The 21993-nt window shown below is 39.0% G+C and carries 16 protein-coding genes; 9 read left to right on the top strand and 7 right to left on the bottom strand.

Annotation, left to right across the window (positions count from 1 at the left end):
* The first annotated feature begins 54 nt into the window (after positions 1–54).
* Positions 55–1419 carry an aldehyde dehydrogenase gene (locus Q4534_RS03405; protein ID WP_303611765.1) on the top strand — a complete coding sequence of 455 codons (1365 nt, stop codon included), beginning with the start codon at positions 55–57 and terminating at the stop codon, positions 1417–1419.
* A 9-nt stretch (positions 1420–1428) separates the two neighbouring features.
* Here Q4534_RS03405 and Q4534_RS03400 read toward each other — a convergent pair whose 3' ends face one another.
* The 3 genes from Q4534_RS03400 to Q4534_RS03390 are packed head-to-tail and all read right to left on the bottom strand — an operon-like array spanning position 1429 to position 6833.
* On the bottom strand, positions 1429–2307 hold the full coding sequence (locus tag Q4534_RS03400; protein WP_303611764.1) for a YicC/YloC family endoribonuclease: 879 nt from the start codon (positions 2305–2307) through the stop codon (positions 1429–1431).
* Positions 2308–2324: 17 nt separating this feature from the next.
* Positions 2325–5747 carry a biopolymer transporter Tol gene (locus Q4534_RS03395; protein WP_303611763.1) on the bottom strand — a complete coding sequence of 1141 codons (3423 nt, stop codon included), beginning with the start codon at positions 5745–5747 and terminating at the stop codon, positions 2325–2327.
* Positions 5748–5777: 30 nt separating this feature from the next.
* On the bottom strand, positions 5778–6833 hold the full coding sequence (locus Q4534_RS03390) for an FAD-binding oxidoreductase (protein ID WP_303611762.1): 1056 nt from the start codon (positions 6831–6833) through the stop codon (positions 5778–5780).
* A 56-nt stretch (positions 6834–6889) separates the two neighbouring features.
* Between Q4534_RS03390 and Q4534_RS03385 the strand changes: the two genes are divergently transcribed.
* The 5 genes from Q4534_RS03385 to Q4534_RS03365 are packed head-to-tail and all read left to right on the top strand — an operon-like array spanning position 6890 to position 13964.
* Complete coding sequence (locus Q4534_RS03385; RefSeq protein WP_303611761.1) at positions 6890–7543, top strand: MBL fold metallo-hydrolase; 654 nt, start codon at positions 6890–6892, stop codon at positions 7541–7543.
* Complete coding sequence (gene pssA, locus Q4534_RS03380) at positions 7540–8244, top strand: CDP-diacylglycerol--serine O-phosphatidyltransferase (RefSeq protein ID WP_303611760.1); 705 nt, start codon at positions 7540–7542, stop codon at positions 8242–8244. Before Q4534_RS03385 ends, pssA begins: the two co-directional genes overlap by 4 nt.
* Complete coding sequence (gene porU, locus Q4534_RS03375) at positions 8228–11479, top strand: type IX secretion system sortase PorU (RefSeq protein ID WP_303611759.1); 3252 nt, start codon at positions 8228–8230, stop codon at positions 11477–11479. Before pssA ends, porU begins: the two co-directional genes overlap by 17 nt.
* Entirely contained in the window at positions 11476–12690 is a 1215-nt protein-coding gene (gene porV, locus Q4534_RS03370) for a type IX secretion system outer membrane channel protein PorV (RefSeq protein ID WP_303611758.1), read from the top strand. Before porU ends, porV begins: the two co-directional genes overlap by 4 nt.
* A complete protein-coding gene (locus Q4534_RS03365) occupies positions 12687–13964 on the top strand; it encodes a pitrilysin family protein (RefSeq protein WP_303611757.1) in 1278 nt (425 codons plus the stop codon). The genes porV and Q4534_RS03365 overlap by 4 nt, the downstream gene beginning before the upstream one ends.
* A 9-nt stretch (positions 13965–13973) precedes the next feature.
* On the opposite strand, the gene Q4534_RS03360 is transcribed toward Q4534_RS03365, so the two are convergent.
* Complete coding sequence (locus Q4534_RS03360) at positions 13974–14969, bottom strand: glycosyltransferase family A protein (RefSeq protein ID WP_303611756.1); 996 nt, start codon at positions 14967–14969, stop codon at positions 13974–13976.
* A gap of 64 nt (positions 14970–15033) precedes the next feature.
* Between Q4534_RS03360 and Q4534_RS03355 the strand changes: the two genes are divergently transcribed.
* A complete protein-coding gene (locus tag Q4534_RS03355) occupies positions 15034–15630 on the top strand; it encodes a YigZ family protein (protein ID WP_303611755.1) in 597 nt (198 codons plus the stop codon).
* Here the strand turns inward: Q4534_RS03355 and Q4534_RS03350 are convergent.
* Both Q4534_RS03350 and nhaC read right to left on the bottom strand, forming a co-directional pair.
* Complete coding sequence (locus Q4534_RS03350; protein ID WP_303611754.1) at positions 15623–16225, bottom strand: 3'-5' exonuclease; 603 nt, start codon at positions 16223–16225, stop codon at positions 15623–15625. The genes Q4534_RS03355 and Q4534_RS03350 overlap by 8 nt on opposite strands.
* Positions 16222–17712: a Na+/H+ antiporter NhaC gene (gene nhaC, locus Q4534_RS03345; protein ID WP_303611753.1), complete on the bottom strand. Its 1491-nt coding sequence runs from the start codon at positions 17710–17712 to the stop codon at positions 16222–16224. Before nhaC ends, Q4534_RS03350 begins: the two co-directional genes overlap by 4 nt.
* A 360-nt stretch (positions 17713–18072) precedes the next feature.
* Here nhaC and Q4534_RS03340 point away from each other — a divergent pair, with 360 nt between their 5' ends.
* Positions 18073–18552: a DUF962 domain-containing protein gene (locus tag Q4534_RS03340; protein WP_303611752.1), complete on the top strand. Its 480-nt coding sequence runs from the start codon at positions 18073–18075 to the stop codon at positions 18550–18552.
* A gap of 110 nt (positions 18553–18662) precedes the next feature.
* Complete coding sequence (locus tag Q4534_RS03335; protein WP_303611751.1) at positions 18663–20678, top strand: cation:proton antiporter; 2016 nt, start codon at positions 18663–18665, stop codon at positions 20676–20678.
* A 176-nt stretch (positions 20679–20854) separates the two neighbouring features.
* On the opposite strand, the gene queA is transcribed toward Q4534_RS03335, so the two are convergent.
* The gene (gene queA, locus Q4534_RS03330; RefSeq protein WP_014018569.1) at positions 20855–21904 is read right to left on the bottom strand and encodes a tRNA preQ1(34) S-adenosylmethionine ribosyltransferase-isomerase QueA; all 1050 of its coding nucleotides are present in this window, start codon (positions 21902–21904) and stop codon (positions 20855–20857) included.
* Positions 21905–21993: the final 89 nt, after the last annotated feature.

The raw sequence follows: 21993 nt of genomic DNA, 5'->3' as shown, positions 1-21993 counted from the left end.
GTGCTATAGGTATTGCCAATTTTATGCTGATTAAGAAACACTATTAAGATGGACATGGAAAAACTACTTCTTCAACAAAGGGATTTTTTTAACACAGATCAAACCAAAAATGTAGATTTTAGACTCAGCCAGTTAGAAAAGGTTAAGGCCATTTTAAAAGAAAATGAGGATTTACTTTATGAAGCTATCTATAAAGATTTCAAGAAATCAGAATTTGAAACCTACACTACGGAGTTATCCCTCCTATACCACGAAATCAACAGCTTCATTAAATACACAAAAAAGTGGAGTAAACGGAAAAAGGTAACTACCGGCATGGTAAATTTCCCTGCGGAAAGCTATATCATTCCGGAACCTTTGGGGGTAACATTGGTTATTGGGGCTTGGAATTATCCGTATCAGCTATCCCTATTGCCGGCCATAACCTCTATTGCTGCAGGTAATACTGTAATTCTTAAGCCTAGTGAATTACCAGCCAACACCTCTAAAGTGATGGCTAATTTAATCAATGATAATTTTCCGGAAAATTACTTTCATGTTGTTGAGGGTGGCGTACAAGAGACTAATCTTTTGCTAGAACATCGCTTTGATAAAATATTCTTCACCGGAAGTATACCGGTTGGAAAAATAATTTATCAAGCTGCAGCCAAACATCTGACCCCGGTCACTTTAGAACTTGGAGGAAAGAGTCCAACTTTTGTACTCGCAGATGCTGACCTAAAAATGACTGCCAAGCGGATCGTTTGGTCCAAGTTCTTAAACGCAGGCCAAACCTGCATCAGTCCCGATTATGTATTGGTAGACAAGTCCATCGAACAAGCATTTCTAGATGCCTTAAAGATGGAAATTGAAGCATCCTTTGAGAACGAGCATGGCATTGATGAAAATTATTTGCAAATAATAAACACCAAAAATTTTGACCGGCTCAGCAAACTAGTTGAAAGCGGACAGGTCTATTTTGGAGGAAATTTAAATAGAGAGGAGAGCTTTATCAGCCCTACAATCCTCCATAATGTTTCTTTTACTGATGAAGTAATGAAAGAAGAGATTTTTGGCCCAATTTTACCCATCATCTCCTTTGACCGACTGGAAAAAACCATAGAGGAGGTGAAATCAAGACCTAAACCTTTATCCTGCTATATTTACTCCAAAAACAGAAAAACCATACGGAAGTTATTGAAAACATTATCCTTCGGAGGTGGTGCTATAAATGACAGTGTGATGCACTTAACCAATAGCAAGCTACCCTTTGGAGGGGTTGGGTTTAGTGGAATTGGCAGTTACCACGGGAAGGCCGGATTTGACTCATTTACCCATTATAAAAGCATTTTAGACAAACCTTTTTGGTTTGAACCAAACATAAAATATGCGCCCTATTCAAAATGGAAAAAGGCAATAATAAAATGGATAATGGAGTAAAATCCCTTATCAAATTATATTCAAGGCCTGTTCTTTAATTTTCTCCAGCTCATCTTTCATATTGATCACATGATGTTGAATAGAAGAATCGTTTGCTTTGGAACCGATGGTATTGATCTCTCTTCCCATCTCCTGACTGACAAACCCCATCTTTTTACCTTCAGACTTTTGAGATTTCAATACTCCAGCGAAAAGGTTCAAATGGGCTTCTAACCTTACGATCTCCTCAGTAATGTCTAATTTCTCAAAATAATAAATGAGTTCTTGTTCAAATCGATTTCTATCAAAATCTTGATCTTTAACCCATTCTGAAAAGTTGTTTCTAATTTTTTCAATCAATCGGTTTTTACGAACAGGGACCAAGGTTTTAATGCTATTTAAATTATCGGTGATAATGGAAAGGCTATCTTGAAATTTCTCCATCAGAACTGCTCCTTCATTGATTCTAAATTGATCACAATCTTTCAAGGCATCGTTAAGTACCGGTAAAATAACTTTCCAACCCTCATTATAATCAGCCTTCTCTACATTTACAGTACTGACTCCTGGAGACTGTAGCGCAAGCTTAAAAATATCATCAGTAGTCCCATTCACCATTGCGGCCATTTCTGAATATTTCTGATAATACTTCTGAAAAAGTTCTTCCTGTATAACTATGGGAAGGTCATCTTCTTTTTTAGAGTTGAATTCAATGGATACATTGACTTTGCCTCTTTCAAGGATTCCTGAAACGGCACTTTTGACTTCCGTTTCTTTCTCTGAAAACTGCTTGGAAGCCCTAAAATTAAGGTCTAAAAACTTGGAATTAAGCGTTTTAACTTCTACTTGAACCGTATAATTGTCGTCCTCATATACCGCCAGGCCAAAGCCTGTCATGGATTTTATCATCTCAAAAGATTTTGTATCTAAAAATTATAACCCAAAGTTACATAAAATCTCGTTTTTTCAACCGAATAATTTCGTATGGGTCGGGCAGCATCAAACTTTACGTAATAATTTAACAAAACGGTTCTTACACCAGCACCATAACTTTGGAGCCAAGGGTTATTGAAATTGTTTAATGTAATTACAAAAGGAGAACCCTCCGTATTGATCACTTCAGTGTTCTGATCATTGACACGCTCCCAAGGTGCCGAGTTTGACCAAGAAGAGCCTGCATCATAAAAACCTACCAATTGGAAATTCCTGATAAAATTCGAAGTAATATTCCCCCTAGACAAATAAGAAAACAATGGAATCCTTAATTCAGAACTGAAGGTAATGACATTATTTCCTCGGATTTCATCATAGTCAAAACCCCGTAAATCCACAAATTCGGTAAAAAGAAGATTAGAATTTTCCACACCATCCTCATTTCTTATAGGTGATACTTCCGGTCGGTTGGTCGGCGGCTGATAAAATTTATTAAACAACCAATTTTGCATTCCTCCAACCAAGTATTGTTGTGGGTTTCGACCAAAATAGCTTCCGGCATAAAGCCTGGTGGCCAAGGTAATGTTTTTATGAATTTTTTGGTAATTTCTTAGATCAAGGTAAACATTGCTAAAAGACCTATCACTGTGATTCAGCCCCTGATAATGCAACATGCCTATTTTACCCTTGAAACCTTGTTCCATATGCAAGCCCAACTGTCTGGTTTTATCCACCACCACTTCTGCACTTCCACCGGCATAATTTACATCCAATCGATTTTGAGGACCATCACCTCCTCTAATGATTGAGTCAGGATTTAAATTAAAATATTGGGTTTTGGCAATAAATGGTGAGAGACTTACCCTGGCACTTGTGGACAATGGATAAGAAACACCTACCTCTGTTTTGCTTAGCACATATTTCTGAAAAGTAAGGTCTCCTTCACTCCTCATGATTGATCTTCGATCAAACCTGCCACTTATGTCCAATTTGTATTTCCTGTATTCATATTCGAAATATAGGTCACTGCCTGAACGAAAATCAAGTGCTGTTAGTATCCCTCCTTTGATGGCATGATTGTCTAACAAATCAGTCATTTGCCCACTTAGCTTTAGCCCAAACCCCCTCAACGGATCAATCACAAATGAGGTATTCAAGCTACTTGTAATGAATTGAGGCACATAATCTCTGGGACCTTGAACCCGCTTCACCATGTTTTGCTGCCTGAAAGCATCTAAAATATTGCTCCTACGGTCAGCAAGTCCTGAAGGATCTTCTGTAGGCTTGGCCGACTGCTGTCCATAAAGATTAGGAATGGTATCAAAAGTGTAATTGTCTGTATCCAGCCCCCCTTCGGTTTCAAATCTCAATCGATCAACGTTTATGGCCGTGGTCTTTTGATTGGCTTGACTTGGAACACTGTCCGTTTCTGTCGATATACTTTCAGGCAAATTCGTTTCTTCCAGCACCTGAGAATCTCCTCCAGACAACAATCCTTCAAGATCAACACCGGCAACACTGGTATCAGCAGGCGTCAACAAAACATCCTGATCTGCGGGGAGAGCTGTGGGTTCTTCAACTTCTACCTCCTCTTCCTCTTGCCGCTGAATTCTTCGGTCTGAAATTCTTTTGTTTACTGCCTTGGCCTGTTCCAATTGAACCCTAGGAGTACTTGGAGTAAATTGATCCATGTTGGGAAAAGTTTCCAATATGAGCTTACTGCGACTTCCATCCTTTATAGAATAAGCCCACTTGTTGTTTTCCACATCATAATCAAAAGATTCCAAACTATTGTTAAAGGCAGAAACTTGACTTGAAACATTACTCCCTAATCCCAAGCGCATCAAATTGGTAATCCCACTCTGCTCACTAAGGTATAAAATGGTTGCATTGTTCAGCTTTTCGGGGTAAAGGTTAACATGGTTCAAATTTGTCAATCTCGATTCTGAAATTGAATCCCCTAAACTAAGCTGAAACAGGTTATAATAATCAGGAAAGTTGTGCACATCAATAACTCCTGCAAGCAGACTATCCGCTAAGTCAACTTTATTGGAAGCATATATTATTGTGGAATCATTGAGATAAATCGGTGTTCTATTATCAAACACATCATTTGTAATTCTTCTCCCCTGTCCTTTCATGTTCAGGGTATACACATCTGTATTTCCATTGTTGATGGCAGAAAGTACCATGGTACGGCCATCGGGTGAAAAGTTCAGGTCTAAAACCTGTGTAATATTTCTTAAAAATATTTTATCTTGACTACTACCGTCTATGGCCCTCATTCTTAGCGTGGTCACCCCTCTTTTGAATGTCCCTATTACTAAATTCAGGGTATCTCTCCAAGCAATAGCCGGGGTAGTATAATCGGCATCTTGCTCAAAAGAGGAATAGCCGCCTTTATAAATCACACTTTCTCTACCTGTAGCTACCTCCCTAATTTTGACTTTAAATTTCCCCTCCACATTCTCTACATATGCTAGGTTTTTGCCATCAGGGCTAAAGCTTATGCCTGTGATTTCACCAAAACGATTTTTTGGCGTCACATTAATTACATTTTGCTCATTGATGTCTTTGAAGGTTTCAAAAACTCCTGAATTTATATCCCTGTAGAACTTGGCCCACTCTGTAGAAAAGTCTTTGAATTTTCTACCAAGGGTATTGGCTATACTTGTCGCCTCATTTCTATTGATCCTGCTTAGATTTAAAATACTTGAAATATACCTTCTCCCATATTTCTCCACCACATAATTCCAAATGGATTGTCCTACCAGACCGGCCTCCTCATTTTGAAGTTTAAAGAGTTTAGGGTTATCGTTTTCTCTTAAATAATGGCGGACAAAATCATCCATCTCTCTGCTCCAGCCATAGGCCAGGTATTTCGCTGCACCATCGATAAACCAATCCGGAAAATTGTTGACTAGGTTAGATTGGAAGGCATCTGAAATGCTAGAGCCGTAAAGCATTTCTTCAATGATGATTTTAGAGGTTTTATATATCAACTCTTTCTTAAATTCTTCCCAGGAGCCCACATAAGCAGCCTCAGTTAAGAGCTTACTGAAGAAGGTTTGTCCATCAACAGTATAGTTGTTTGTATTAAGGTTTAAATTACTTTCTAGCAACTCCTGATTGGAGTTGTAAATAAAAATCTTCGGTTTTGTATAGGCTACATACCCTATGGATTGGGTTAAATCGTCAAATTCACTCTCTAAAAAATCAATGGCCATCCGTGCATTTCTTTGGCCCCCATCGTAGTAATACACCTCAAAATTATTGGATGCGAAAAAATACCATTCCTTATTTTTATGCTGAACTCTATTTTTTCCAAACTTCTCCTTATTAAACTGCGCCAATAGTTCACCACTATTGAGGCTGGAAGCAAGGATACATATTAGTAGTAAATATTTAAGTCTCATTTAGGTGCCTTAGAATTTTTAGCCAATGTTTTAAATATACTTAAAAAATCTATTTATGTTCACTTCTTTCTCAGGTTCCTCTCCACAAATTAGAAGATTCACCATCTGATTACTTAAATAAGGTACTAATGAAACACCTTTAGCACCAAATCCACCGAATATATAAACGCTTTCCTCGCTCGGATGTTTTCCAAGCACCGGTTTTCTATCTCTTATACCCGGTCTGATCCCCACTTGGTGGTCAATAATTTCAACTACGGATTCATTAATTAACTGCTTAAGTTTATCAAGAATTTCTTTTTTCCCCTTTTCAGTTGGACTTAAGTTAATCTCTGCATTGTTGTAAGTAGAGCCAACTTTGCCAATCCCCTTGCCTAAGTCTATTCTAAACACCCCTCTATTCACAATCTCCGAAGAAGTAAAATCCTGTCTAACAGTCAGTATCTCTCCTTTTACCGGTATAAATGGTATCCAGTTAAAATAAGAATTTTCCCTTGCTTGGATTCCATTGGTAAAGACAATTTTTTTCGCTTTGATCCCTTCGTATTCCCAATAACCATCCTTTGTAAGTATCAAATCTTTTTCATCAAGAGAGCTATTGGTAAGCATGCCTTTATCAATAAGCCATTTCCCAAAGCTATCCACCAGTTTACGGGTATCAATATAACCCGTAGATTTTAGCAATAGACCTCCAAATGGATCATTTACCCCTTGATGGCGAGAGGCTGAATAAACTTTATCAATAAAGGCATCATACTGTGGATCAGCACTTTTTGCCAGCCATTCATTTTGTTCTTCAAATGAAATAAATGGGCGATAAATACCTATTGGGTGTACAAATTGTTGCCCAAGTAAAGCTTCCATTTCTTTGTAAAATGGTTCTATCTCCTTAAATAGTGCATCTGCCTTCCATGTTTTTACCAAATTTCTTCCCGTGACCGGATTGTAAAGCCCAGCCGCTATTTTTGAACTACTGTTTGGATCAGCATCATCTATTAAATGTACTTTTAGTCCTTTTTGAATAAGTCTATAGGACAAAACCGTACCCGCCAATCCCTGACCAATAAGTAAAAAATCCACTTCCATGCCTAAAATTAAATCATTCTTTGTTATTTTGATGCAGGAATTCAAATCATTTTAAAATGCTGCAAATTAAATCCTTTACCTTCAACCCTTTCTCTGAAAATACTTACATCCTATATGACGAAACTAAAGAAGCACTGATCATCGACCCCGGTTGCTATGAAAAACATGAAAAAGGAATTTTGTATGACTTTATAACCAAAGAACAGTTAAACCCGGTAAAAATCATCAATACCCATTGCCATATTGATCATGTTCTGGGCAATGCCTTTATCAAAAAAACGTACAATATTCCCCTGTGGTTTCATGAAAAAGAAGAGGCTATATTGTTGGCTGTAGGCACTTATGCACCTAATTATGGCTTTGCACAATATCAAGAAAGTACAGTTGATCATTTTCTTCAAGAAGGTGAAATAGTAAATTTCGGAAACACCGAATTAATGCCGATCTGGGTACCCGGTCATTCACCCGGACATTTGGTTTTGTACCATGAAGCATCTAAAAATTGCATTGCCGGAGACACCTTGTTTCAAGGAAGTATTGGCAGAACAGATTTACCGGGAGGGGACCATGACACCCTTATCCATTCAATTAAAGACAAACTTTTCTCTTTACCCGATGAGGTAGTCATCTATCCCGGCCATGGCCCAACAACTACCATAGGTTTTGAAAAGTTAAACAATCCCTTTGTAGGAAAAAACGCAAGAAATTGACCATAAAAAAACACATACCGAATGCCCTTACCAGCTTGAATTTACTTTCCGGAATGATTGGAATTCATTACGTGATGGTCAATGGCCCTTTTTACGGTTTTTATTTTATCATTGCAGCAGCCATCTTCGATTTTTTCGATGGCTTCGCTGCTAGGATGCTTAAAGTTCAAAGCCCAATTGGTAAAGAGCTCGATAGCTTGGCAGACTTGGTCACCTTTGGGGTTTTGCCTTCCTTTATTTTATTCTTGCTTTTGGAAGCTGTAAGTCCTTACGAATGGCTGCCCTATGTCGCTTTTTTAATTGGCATACAGTCTGCCCTAAGGTTAGCTAAATTCAATATAGATGAAAGACAAGCAGACAGCTTTATTGGGGTTCCTACCCCAGCCAATGCCTTGTTTTTCTCAACCTTACCCCTATTAGGGACCTCCGTGACTTGGATAGAAAATGGACTGGAGAATCCATGGGTACTTACCGCTTTGACCCTTATCTTTTCATTTTTGCTAACTGCGGAGCTTCCATTACTAGCACTTAAATTCAAACACTATAAATGGAAAGGCAACCAATGGCGCTACCTTGTACTAATCATTTCAGGGATAAGCATTTTGCTATTTGGATTGGCAGGAATTCCAATCGCTGTGCTTTCCTATATTTGTCTGTCATTGGTCAATAATTTGGTGGGCGGTCATGAAAAAAAGAATTAGATATGTATTCCTTTTATGGGCCGGGATAATCGCCGGTTTTACTCCTGTGCAAGCACAGCAATTGTATAAATTTCCTGTTTTTGAAGAGGGAGTGTACCATTTGAGTCAAGAGCAAGCCACAAACTGGAACTTGGGAAGCATCGATGAAATTCGAATTTTAGGACATCCCGGAATGCTCGACCAGAAAATTGACAGCAGTATTTTTTCATATAAAGAAGTACCTCAAAAAATTATTGACAATAAACTGTATTTCTTTTTGGAAGGGGCAGATCAAGTCTTCACAGAGAACGGTTCAGCTCAGCTAATTAGCCACCCTTATACAGATACACTTTATTATCTACTTCAAACAGGTAGTCCAAGTACAAACCCTATCTTACCGGCAGAGGATCCGGAAGAGATTGAGGTAAACAGTGACACTCCCAGCATTCTTTATCAAATGGTAAGCCATAAAGCCGAGGAAGACAATCTGCTAAGTTCAGGAAGAGATTGGTTTGGTTACCGTACATTTAATGGTGGCAGCCATATCATTGAAATACCTCATCCGACCACAAAGATAGAAGGCAGGGTACTTATGTGGGCGCAAACAATGGCCCAATCATTTTCTGAGAGCACCCTCACCTTCGCAACCAACAACCAGGTGATTGGTTCAGCAGATATTTCTTCCATACCCAATAGTCGGTATGCAATAAAAGGAAGGGAAACAAACTTTGAAGCCAGCTTCCCGACAACCGAAGGCAATGCCCGTCAGGAAATAGTGCTTACTTATTCATCAACTGATGCCAATGGGGCCGGCTACCTTAAGAATATCCTTTTGGCATATCCGTTTTCCTCCTCCCTGTTAACTGCCGGGATTTATTATAACCTTGACCATTCCCCATACCAAATCGAAACGGCTTTAACAAACATATGGGATGTTGGAAACTTCTACGAGGTAAAAGAATTAAACAACAACCAACCACAAGCCGGCACGGTAAAAAAAATTGCAGTCTTTGACCAAAATAACACCTTAAGAATAGAGGAACCGGAAAAAGTAATCTTACGGTCAGAACTTCTTTCCGAGGAGCCTGAGTTTATTATCATTACCAATAACTTGCTCTACAATCAGGCTAAAAGGCTTGCTGATTTCAAAAATTCCATGGGTTTATCTACCGAACTAGTAGTGACCAATGATATCTATGACAGTTACGGCTATGGCAACCCTGACATTTCCAGTATTAGAAATTTCCTTGCTGATTATTGGCACAGCACCAAACGCTTGAAAAATGTGCTGTTTTTTGGGAAAGGAAGCTTTGACTACAAACACAAACTTGGAGGCAGACCTAATCTAGTCCCAACTTACAGCTCCCGAGTGAGTTTAAATCCACTGACAACTTACGGATCTGATGATTATTTTGGTTTTTTAGAAATTGGAGAAGGGGATTGGCTGGAAACACCGGAAGGGGACCATACACTAAAAATCGGAATCGGAAGGATTCCGGCCATCAATAGCAGAGAGGCAAAAATCGCTGTAGATAAAATCATCAGTTACCAAAATGGAAACCGGGGAGACTGGAAAAAGAAACTCCTCTTTGTTGCGGATGATGGAGACAATAACGTTCACTTGAATGACTCAGAAAAGCATACCGCTTTCCTTTATGAACAAGCACCAGCCTATGAACTTAGAAAACTATACTTGGATAATTTTCAACAGGAGGAAACCAACAATCTGCAAACAGCAACAGCAGCCAGAGAATCCCTTATTGAGGAAATAGAGGAAGGCATTTTACTTCTAAATTATATTGGTCATGGAAACGAGCTTAATTTAACAGCAGAAGGGCTATTTAGTGTAAGCGATATTGAAGATTGGCCGGTAAGCAATAAATTTCCCATTATGGTTACTGCCACCTGTGAGTTTGGAAGACATGATAGTCCCTATATTCGATCCGGGGCAGAGGAGCTTTTGCTGGCTGAGCAAAAGGGTGTCATCGCTATGCTTACCACCGGAAGACCGGTATTCAGCAGTGTTAATTATGCATTAAACAAAGCATTCGTTGCTGCTGCCTTTACTCGGAATGAAGCCATCACCCTAGGGGAAATATTTAAAGAAACCAAAAACAATAGCCTAAATGGGCCATTGAACCGCAATTTCTCACTACTTGGAGACCCTTCACTAAAACTAGACATTCCCCTATATAAGGCAAGTGCGAAAGAATGGATAGAAGTGGACACCCAAATAACCACAGATGAACTTAGTGGGTTGAATCGGCTTGAATACAGTGGAAATATCGAAGACCCTATGACCGGTTCCCTTGTGCGTCAATTTGATGGGAGCTATGAAATTACCATTCATGGGCCGGCGGAAGAAGTGGAAACACTTGGTGATGAAAGCCCCAAAACCGGCTATTTGGCCTATAATCAGCCTTTGTTCCGGGGAACCGGAGAAGTGGTTCAAGGTTTATTTAAAGGAGAAGTTTTACTCCCTTTTGTAGAGAATTTTTCCAATAGTGATTTTAGGATCAATCTATTTGCTATGGACGAGAGCCTCAATAAGGAAGCTTTTGGTAGCACCAATATCCCCTATCAAATACAACCTATAGGCCATCAATCCGAAGAGATTGGCCCGGAGGTACAGTTATGGATAGCGGATAGCACAACGAGTAAAACTAGCATCTCATCTCGCAACACCCCCATTTGGATCCAGGTTTCGGATGATTCAGGCATTAACACAATTGATGCAGCAGGCCTAACCCTTCAAATAAACGATGGAGATCCAATTACGTTAATTGACCAATATCAAGCCATAAATGGAACCTACACGACCGGAAGGGTAAAAGCCTGGGTTTTTGATTTGAACGAAGGTCTTAACGAATTGGTCATTACGGCTATAGATCAGTTGGGCAATACCACAAAACACTTGGAAAAGGTAGAGGTTCAAGGCAGTAAGCAAATAAAAATTGAAAACTTAGTGGTTTATCCAAACCCTGCAAGCGAACAAGTTCATTTTAAGGTAACCCACAATCGTTTAGGCGAGACGCTTAGTTTAGAAATCAGCGTATTTTCTTTACAAGGAACTGAAATATTTTCTTATAAAGGACGTTTTCCAAAAGTTGAACGGTCAATAATAGACAGTCAATGGATATTTTTAAACAGTAATTCCAAAAATCTAATAAAAGGAACTTATCTTTACAATTTAAATTTATATTCTGAGGATGATGCAACCTCAGATATATTAGCAGGTAAAATCATTATTCAATGAAAGCAATTAAAAACAGTCTCCCCATTTTTACTTTTTTGCTGGCTTTCGGCTTCTTTCATGTCGAAACCAAAGCACAAAACTCTGTCGTTCTTTCCAGCCAAGATCCTAACAGGAGGGTGATCATTACGGCTGTTCCATTTTTAAATTTTGCACCTGACAGTAGACATTCTGCTATGGGAGACGTAGGAGTAGCGACTTCTCCGGATGCCAATTCCGCACATTGGAATGCAGGAAAGCTGGCATTTATTGAGGATGACATGGGTTTTTCCCTGTCCTATTCCCCTTGGCTGGGCAGGCTAGTTCCGGACATGTCTCTCAACTACCTCACCGGTTACAAGAAAATAGATGATGTATCTGCCTTTGGTATAGACCTCCGATACTTCAATATGGGAGACATTGCTTTGACAGATGGACAAGGAAATTCCTTGGGAGATTTTAGCCCCAGAGACATCGCCATAGGCGGTACTTATTCAAGAAAACTATCCGATAATTTATCCTTAGGGATCAGCGCAAGGTTTATTCACTCCAATTTATCCGGGAATATAAGTGCATCTGGAGGCAATGAAAGTAGACCAGGTGTATCAGTAGGCACAGATGTTGGTCTTTACCATACCTCAGAAATACTAATCTCCGATAAAGAAGGGGTATTGTCTTGGGGAATTAATCTTTCCAATATTGGGCCTAAAATCACCTATAATAGCGCAGATGACCTTGATTACCTACCCACCAATTTCAGAATAGGTTCTGCCCTTACCATCCCTATGGATGAATTAAATAAAATTACTTTTGCCCTAGACTTAAATAAGCTAATGGTACCTAGCCCTCCCATCTACATGGAAGATGAAAATGGGCAATTGGTCATCGACCCTAACACCGGTAATCCGCAAATTGAGGCGGGAAAAGATCCTACAAGGCCCTTGATAAGCGGTATGTTCGGATCATTTGTAGATGCACCGGATGGATTCAGTGAAGAGTTGCAAGAACTAATGATATCCTTTGGAACTGAGTATTCCTATGATGACAAATTTGCACTTAGGTTGGGGTATTTTTATGAAAATGCAAGCAAAGGAGGAAGAAGATATTTCACCATGGGTGTCGGCTTCAAATACAACCGTTTAGGCTTTGACTTTTCATATTTAGTACCACAAGTACAAAATCACCCATTGGCAGAAACCCTTAGATTTAGCTTGCAATACAACGTTCAAAAATGAGTATAGACCGAAGTCTTGCACCTCCTTATAGCATTCCGGAAAAAATCCATTTGACCCCACCCGAGAAAAGGGTTTTGCCGAATGGTACACCAATATATTATATTCCGTTTCCCAATATTGATGCAATAAAGATTGAGGTAGTCTTTCCAATAAATAACAGCAAAGATCAACACAGCAAACCATTGCAGCCTTTTTTTATGCTGTACATGTTGTTGGAAGGAACCAAAACAATGAATTCGGAAAAATTGGATGATTTTTTTGATTTTCATGCCTCTGAGGTGGATATTATTTCGGGATATGAAAGGCAAGGCTTGAGTTTATTGACAACAAAAAAGCACTTACTAGAGGTTTTACCTGTATTCAGGTCATTGTTTACAGAGGCAGTTTTTCCAGAAAAAGAGCTAAATAAGAGGAAATCTCAGAAAAAACTAAGCATCAGTATTAAAAACGAACAAACCTCGGCTCGTGCTAACCAGTTGATTCGGAAAAGTCTTTTTGAAAAAGACCATCCCTTTGGTTATCAGGTCACTGAAGACGACGTTGATGAGGTTCAACAAAATGACCTGATAGAATATTACGAAAAAGATTTTTTACTATCGCCACAAATATTCCTGACAGGACAGCTTTCTGATAAAGACCTGAATCAAATTGAATTACTGTTTAGTGATTTACCTCTTTCGCCTAAAACGCCTCATTTACTACCAACAGGAGTCGTTCAATCCTCAAAGTTGCTTGAAAAAAAACCAGAAGCCCTACAGTCCAGTATAAGGATTGCCAAGTGGATGATTCCCAAATCTCATCCCGACTATCCAGCCTTGTCTGTTCTCAATACGCTTTTGGGCGGGTATTTTGGCAGCAGGCTGATCAAAAATATTCGGGAAGAGAAAGGTTACACTTATGGCATCAATAGCTTTCTAGGTGAATTAAATGGTAATGAATACTGGATGACAGTGGCCGATGTAAAGGGAGGCTATGGTGAAGCGGTTATTCAAGAGGTTTACAAGGAAATTGAACGACTTAAAACGGAACCTGTTCCGGCTGGTGAACTAGAAATCATAAAAAATTATCTTGCAGGAAGCATTTTGGCTAATTTCAGCAGTCCTTTCGATCAGATGAGTCATTTCCAGCATGTACATTTCCAAGGCCTTAATTTTGATTATTACACCCGCCATCTTGATTATATCAAAAACTTTGATGGCAGGGACATTATGACAATGGCCAATAGGTACTTCAATGAAAAAGAAATGCTAGAGGTAATCGTTGGTGCAGGGTAAGCTGGTCAATTATTTGAAAGGTTTTTTTCTCCATTTTTCATACAATGAAGAAAAATCTACCTTGGCTTTTGTCCAAAGGTAAAAAAACACATAGTTTAATCCCAAAGGATAAAGTTCTTTGTATAAGTCCAACATCTTTTTTGCCACATCAAAATTAGCTGACACCGTCGCATGTTTAATTTCATAAATTAACCTTTGCTGAAGGGCCTTTTTTTCCGCTTTGCTAGTCACCATAGTGGCTAATTTTTTACATACCAGATAGGTGGAAGGCAATAAATGAGACTTCCTGGACCTATACTGCTGCTGAGAAAGCGACTCCTTTAGTATTCGTTTATTTACTGTAATTTGGTCCCCAAAAACAAAGGAATACCTTGAGGACATCCTTACCAAAATATCAAAATCTTCATAATTTAAGTTTTCATCATAGCAACCAATCTCTTCAAATGCCCTGGCATCCATAACCAAGGTGGGTGAGCTGATGGCATACCTACGAATCAACTCAGCGAAAACATCACCAGAAGCAACCTTTCCACTTGCCTTTCCCGAGGAATCTGTAGGGTAAAAGGTTTGGCTTTTTCCACTTGGAAAATGCTCAAAGGAATTGCAGAAATAAACTTTGGCATCACTTTGACTCAAATGAGCCATGGCAAATTCCAAATGCTTAGGTTCAAAGAAATCATCCGCTGCCAAGTCCACCACATAGTCTCCATTGGAACTTTCAAAAGCTTGATTAAAAGCCTTACAGTAATTCAATTTTTGATCGTGAAAGAATGTCTTAATCGGAATTTTATTATTGTTTTCTTTCAGCCATGATTTTATTTCCACTTTGGATTGATCTGTACTGCCATTGTCAACAATCTTGAGTTCAATAGGCCTGTAAGTCTGACATACAATGCTTTCCAATGCTTGCACAACATATTCCGCCTGATTATAACAAGTGCAAATCACCGTTACAAGGGGCTTTTCTTTTGTTTGCATTTCGGCACTAAGGCTTGATCTCTTCATCCAATTCATTCAAATCCCTAAATTAGCAAATGAAAACGTAGAAAATCAATCTAAACAAATAATAATGGAGGACACTTATCGCAGTATTGAAAAGCCTTCACAGGGTATTTATAAGGAAAAAGGCAGCAAATTTCTATCATTTGCCTACCCCGTTGCAAACGAAGAAGAAATACAAGATTTGATTCACCAATTAAAGAAGCAATACCATGATGCCCGGCACCATTGCTATGCCTATATCCTGGGGAAAGACATGAAAAATTTCCGATCCAATGACGACGGCGAACCCAATCATAGTGCCGGAGATCCCATTTTGGGACAAATAAAATCAAATGAATTAACCCAAATTTTGATTGTAGTAGTCAGGTATTTTGGTGGCACCAAATTAGGGGTTGGAGGGCTAATACGGGCATATAAAACAGCTGCTGCCGAAGCAATCTCATCCGCAGAAATTGTCGAGAAAACCGTTATGGTACCCATTGAGTTTTCTTTTGGCTACCTCTCTATGGATGAGATTATGAGAACTATAAAAAGATACAACCTGAAGATTATTTCTCAAGAATTTGACAACAGTTGCAGAATAAAGGTGACATGTCAAGAAAGCCTGGCTGAAGAGGTAATAGGCGTTTTATCTGAAGTCCCTACCTCCAGCCAAATCAAGTAGTGAATAGCTCATCCAAATAGCCTTCATTGTATAATTTACGGAAAATTTCAAGGCAAGCCCACGCATCAGTAGCTGCATAAAGCATTTGTTTGGCAGTCAAAACCGGAGCTTCCCAATTAGAAACCTGCTCTGATTTAGAAATTCTAATGCCAAGTACCATTGCGCTAAGGTTTCGAACGCCTACATTCAAGAACCCTACTCGCTTTAACTCTTCATTTAAATCGAAGAAGGCATCAGGCTTAAAGTTGGGAGAAATCTTTTTTAATGCTTTTAAGTCATCCCTTACCGCAGCCCCTACTTTCACAATATTGGGATCTTCCAAAATGGCTTGGGCACTTGAGGGGAAACCAAAATTATTGATTCTTATTAAATAAGCATTCTCAGTAGTTGAAAGTTGAAGTAGAGCTACATCGTAGCTGACCCCTTTTTTAAATGCAGGTCTGGTTTCAGTATCAAAACCAATTATTTTGCTTGACAATAAATCTTTTTCCATTTCTTGAAGACTTTTCTCGTCTTCAACAAGGATAATATTACCCGTAAAAGCACCTAAATCCAATGCATTTACTTCCTCTTTGCTTATCTTCAATGGTATCATGCCAAGCTTTCTTCTTTATTAATTGATTTCATTTCTTTTTCGGAATAGTAGTTAATTCCCCAATTTAAGTAGCCAAATAGCAGGGTCATAAATGGGCTAATTATATTGAAAAAACAATAGGGTGCATAAGTCAAAGTGGCCACACCCAAGACAGATGCCTGCGTTGCCCCACAAGTATTCCATGGGATCAAGACAGAAGTCACCGTAGCACTATCTTCCAGTGTTCTACTTAAGTTTTCCCCTTTCAACCCCCGTTTTCTATAAATGTCTGCATACATCCTTCCCGGCACTAAAATTGCCAGGTATTGATCGGAAGTAGTAATATTAAAAAACAATCCGGTTCCCACTGTAGATGCGATCAAGGATCCCACCGAGTTGACCTTGCTAATGACTGCTTCAGCAATAACACTTAGCATTCCGGAAACCTCCAAAATACCTCCGAAGGCCATTGCACAAATAATCAACCAAACCGTGTACAACATGCCGGCCATTCCTCCTGTTACCAATAGCTCATTCACTATATTATTAGAGGTGACAATCATGGTTTCACCATAGAGAGAGCGAAACACTATTACAAATGATTTAAATCCTATCCCTCCTTCTAACTCTGAAATCATGGCCAGCTCATGAATGACTTCCTGCTGAAAGAGAACGGCAAATAGGCCTCCTAAAATTGACCCAGCCAATAACACAGGAATAGCAGGCGCTTTTTTAATGATAAGGAAAATTACAATTAACGGCACCAAAAACAACCAAGCATTGATATTGAAGGTATTGGAAATCACATGAGAAATGTCTTCCACCTGACCTACAATCCCTTCAGGCTTGTTTAAAAGTCCTATCACTCCAAATATTATCAAGGTAATAGTGATGGAAGGTATGGTAGTTTTCATCATGTGCTTGATATGGGTGAACAAATCTGTGCCGGCCATGGCGGGTGCCAAGTTGGTGGTATCTGAAAGTGGAGACATTTTGTCTCCAAAATAAGCTCCGGAAATAATGGCTCCACCAATTAGCCCTTCACTGAAACCCAAAGCTTTTCCAATACCCAACAAGGCCACGCCAACCGTTGCTACAGTGGTCCAACTACTCCCTGTTGCAATGGAAACCACACCACAAACCACACATGCGGCGAGTAAAAACACGGTTGGATTCAACACTTTAAGCCCGTAATAGATCATTGCCGGAACAATCCCGCTCAACATCCAGGTGCCGGCCAAAGCGCCAATCAACAATAGGATTAATATAGAAGACATGGCAGATGAAATACTATTGATAATACCTTTTTCAACAGCTGCCCATTTCACCTTTAACCTAAAAACCGCAATTATACCTGCCACTCCGCTAGCAAAAATTAGCACCAGTTGATTGGATCCTGACAAGCCCTCTGTCCCAAACACTTTGATATTGATTGCCAAAAGCACAATCAAGAAAATTATAGGGAATAATGCCTCCATAATGGTAGGTCTTTTTGAAATATTACCCATGTATGTCCGGTATAATCCTCATAAAAATTAAACGTTTAATTAAATTTTTCGAATTCAAGATTTCGAAACTTTATTTTCATCTCACCTTCTGGTAGTCAGCCCATCACTTTAGCTAAAGTAAATTACATTATACATAAACTACGCTATATTCTTATTATTTACATTAAAATTTATCCGCAGTACGCCTTAATCTAATTTAAAGTTAGGAAAAATTATGCGTTTTTGCCTGCTGAAAGGCCTACACTTTGAAAAATTCTCGGAGATAGATTATCACAGAAGGAATTTCCACTTCGCCAAAAAGTATGATTGTTAGCATTTTATTTTTAACTTATAGCAGCTTTATCCAACAGACACATTCGTATGAGAAAAATAGATGGTCTTTTAGAAGAATATGGCATAAGTCACCAAAACCCTACCAATAAAACCATTCATTGGTTTTGCGTGCCTGCAATTTTTTTCAGCATTGTGGGTCTGATTTACAGCATCCCTCCCGGTCCATTGGCATCTATGGATTTTCTACTGAGTAGTTTTACAAATTGGGCCACCATCGTTTTGTTGCTTGTTTTGTATTATTACATCACCTTATCTGTCCCACTTGCATTAGGTATGTTTTTGTTTGCTGCAGTTTGCTTGGCAACGGCCAATTTATTGACACTATTTCTACCTATTCCCTTGTGGCTTTTTTCTTTAATCCTCTTTCTAGTGGCTTGGATTTTTCAATTTTACGGCCATAAGATTGAAGGTAAAAAACCGTCTTTTTTTAAGGATGTTCAATTCCTACTAATCGGACCGGCATGGTTGATGCATTTCATTTATAAACGTTTAGGAATAGGTTATTAATACCTTAGCGCTACACTAAGATGAAGTTTTCAATTGAAAGCTTTTCCATAGCTTAGTATTCTTATTATATTATTACCTTTCAAACCTATTTGCTTTCAATTCGAATATTTATGAACTCATTTATATTAGCGGTTGCTGAATTGCCATTACTATCAGACATTGTAGTCATCTTTGGATTGGCCACCTTAGTGATTTTGGTATTTATGCGCCTCAAGCTTCCCACAATCATCGGGTACTTGCTTACCGGGGCCATTGCCGGCCCCTATGGTTTATCCCTGGTATATGCCTCCACAGCAGTGGAAGTATTATCAGAAATAGGAGTCATTTTGCTACTGTTTGTGATTGGGCTTGAATTTTCGCTTAAAAGCCTAATGGCCATTAAAAAAGCCGTATTTATAGGCGGCAGCTTACAGGTAAGTCTTACTATTGGTGTCACAGCATTGATCAGCTACCTTTTTGGCTTCAGTTGGAATATTTCCGTGTTTTTTGGTTTTTTGTTTGCCTTAAGTAGTACTGCCATCGTCTTGAAATTATTGCAGGAATCCGGACAAGTGAACACAATCTCTGGCCGAACTACCTTGGCCATGTTGATCTTTCAAGACATCATTATCGTACCCTTGGTTCTTTTCACTCCCATGTTGGCCGGTGAGTCAGACAATGTCTTACTCTCGCTGTTTTACATGGGACTAAAAGGAGGTCTGGTAATCCTGCTAACCATTATCAGTGCAAAATACCTGATTCCCCAGTTGTTGTACCGAATCGCAAAAACCAAAAATGAAGAGCTTTTCCTATTAAGCATTATCGTTACCTGTTTTGCCGTAGCCTATGCCACTTCATTGCTGGGTCTTTCGTTGGGCTTGGGTGCTTTTCTGGCCGGGCTTATCATCAGTGAATCAGAATACAGTCACCATGCTACAGGTAAAATCCTTCCTTTTAGAGAAATTTTCTTGAGCTTCTTTTTCGTTTCGGTGGGGATGCTTTTTGACATTAGCTTTCTGACTGAACATTTGTTACTTATCCTGGCATTGGTAGTACTTACTTTTCTAGTGAAATTCGTTGTGGCCTCTCTGGCTGTAAAATCATTGGGAAGCAGTTTTAAAGAATCTTTTATTGTAGGTTTTTCTATCTTCCAAGTGGGAGAATTTTCCCTTTTACTGGCTAAAGAAGGGTTGAAGTACGAATTATTGGACAATACTACTTATCAATTTTTCTTGGCCATATCTATCTTAACCATGATCATTACCCCTTTTGTTCTTAAGCAAAGGGAAAAGCTTGCCTGCAGGGTGCTCAATATCCCTATGCCCAAGAAAATTAAAGACAGGTTGGAAGAACGCGTACAAGTTCCTGAAATCGACCTTGAAAAAGAATCGTTGAATGACCATTTGGTAATTATTGGCTATGGTCTGAATGGAAGAAACTTGGCCCGAGCTGCTAAAAGGGCAAAAATCCCCTATGTAATTATAGAGATGAACCCTGAAACAGTAAAAGTAGAAACCGCGAAAGGTGAACCTATCATCTATGGTGATGCCGGCAATGCCGTGGTGCTTGAGCACGTTCAAATACACAAAGCCAGGGTGGCCGTGATAGCCATTTCCAATCAACCTGCCACTACTGGTATTATCATGAACATCAGAGAGGCCTCCCAGAATGTTTTCATCATCGTTAGGACAAGGTACGTCAATGAAATCGAATCAATGCTCAATATGGGCGCCGATGAAGTTATTCCTGAAGAATTTGAAACATCGATAGAAATTTTTACCCGAGTCTTAAATAAATACCTTGTACCTAAAAGTGAGGTAGATGACTTCACCAATGATGTAAGGTTCCATAATTATGAAGTTTTCCGAACGCCTTCTAATGAAAGCACTGTTCCTAGTCTTGACATACCTGAAATCAATTTCTCAGGGATAAAAATAGAAAAAGATCATGGCCAATTTATTGGCAAATCAATTAAGGACAGCAATTTAAGAGAAAACTCAGGTCTCAATTTGGTAGCCATCAAACGAGGGGGAAAAACCCTTACCGAAATAACCGGTCATACCAAAATCAAACTGGGAGACGTCGTTTATGTGGTAGGTAAACCTGAAGCATTGGAAAGCTTTGAAGAAGAGGTGGGGATAAGCTAAGACTAATACCCACATAGACACCTCTTCCTTTCTTAAATCTATAGCTTGAGTGCCACAACTGATTTTATTTTCAACTACATTGCGGGCACCTATCCCTAGGTTTACTGAAGGCTTAAAAAAAAGAGCCATTCCAAATTAAATTGAAAAGGCTCTTTTTACTATAACTTAAGGTTCTTTTAAATAATTAGCATAGCATCGCCATAGCTAAAGAATTTATAACCTTCTTTGATACCTTCTTGGTAAGCCTTCATGATCAAATCATATCCACCAAAAGCAGAAGCTGTCATCAACAATGTTGATTCAGGCAAATGAAAGTTGGTGATTAGGGCATTGGCAATTTTAAATTCGTAAGGAGGAATGATAAACTTATCTGTCCAACCACTACTTGCTTTTAATCTACCATTTGCGGTAACAGAAGATTCAATCGTTTTTAGGGATGTAGTCCCTACAGAAACCACTCTTTTCTTTTCATCAAGGGCAGTGTTGACCAAATCAACAGTACCTTGTGGAATGTCATAATTCTCCGAATCCATTTTATGCTTCGTAAGGTCTTCCACATCCACTTGTCTGAATGTACCCAGGCCAATATGCAAAGTAATAGGACTTACTTCTACACCTTTAATTTCCAGGCGTTTCATTAAATGTGGAGTGAAATGCAAACCTGCCGTTGGTGCTGCAACAGCTCCTACATGCTGGGCAAAGATGGTTTGATACCGCTCTCTGTCAGCATCTACCACATCTCTCTCGATGAAATCTTTCAATATTGGCGTTTCTCCGAGTGTATCTATGGTCTTGTAAAACTCCTCGTCTGTACCGTCAAATAAGAATCGAATGGTTCGGCCCCTGGAAGTAGTGTTATCAATTACTTCGGCAACCAAATCACTATCACCAAAATAAAGCTTATTCCCTACCCTAATCTTTCTGGCAGGGTCCACCAAAACATCCCATAACCTAAGTTCCTGATTCAGTTCTCTTAACAAAAAGACCTCAATCTTGGCTCCGGTTTTCTCTTTGTTTCCATACAGTCTCGCAGGAAATACCTTCGTATTGTTGGTTACAAATACATCTCCTGTATCAAAATAATCGATGACATCTTTGAAAACTTTATGTTCTATCTTTCCGGTATCCTTGTGAATAACCATTAATCTGGATTCATCTCGGTTCTCCGGTGGATGAAGGGCAATAAGTTTTTTTGGAATTTCAAACTTGAAATCTGATAACTTCATATGTATATATTTAGGAAATACCTATTAAACGTAATTATCGTAAAAAATGCAAAGTTAATAAGAATTTAACCAGATTCTATTTATATTGT

Source organism: Cyclobacterium sp. 1_MG-2023 (genome assembly GCF_030546805.1).
Taxonomy (GTDB): Bacteria; Bacteroidota; Bacteroidia; order Cytophagales; family Cyclobacteriaceae; genus Cyclobacterium.
Note: the sequence above shows the minus strand (reverse complement) of the source record. Positions and strands in the feature narration are given on the sequence as shown.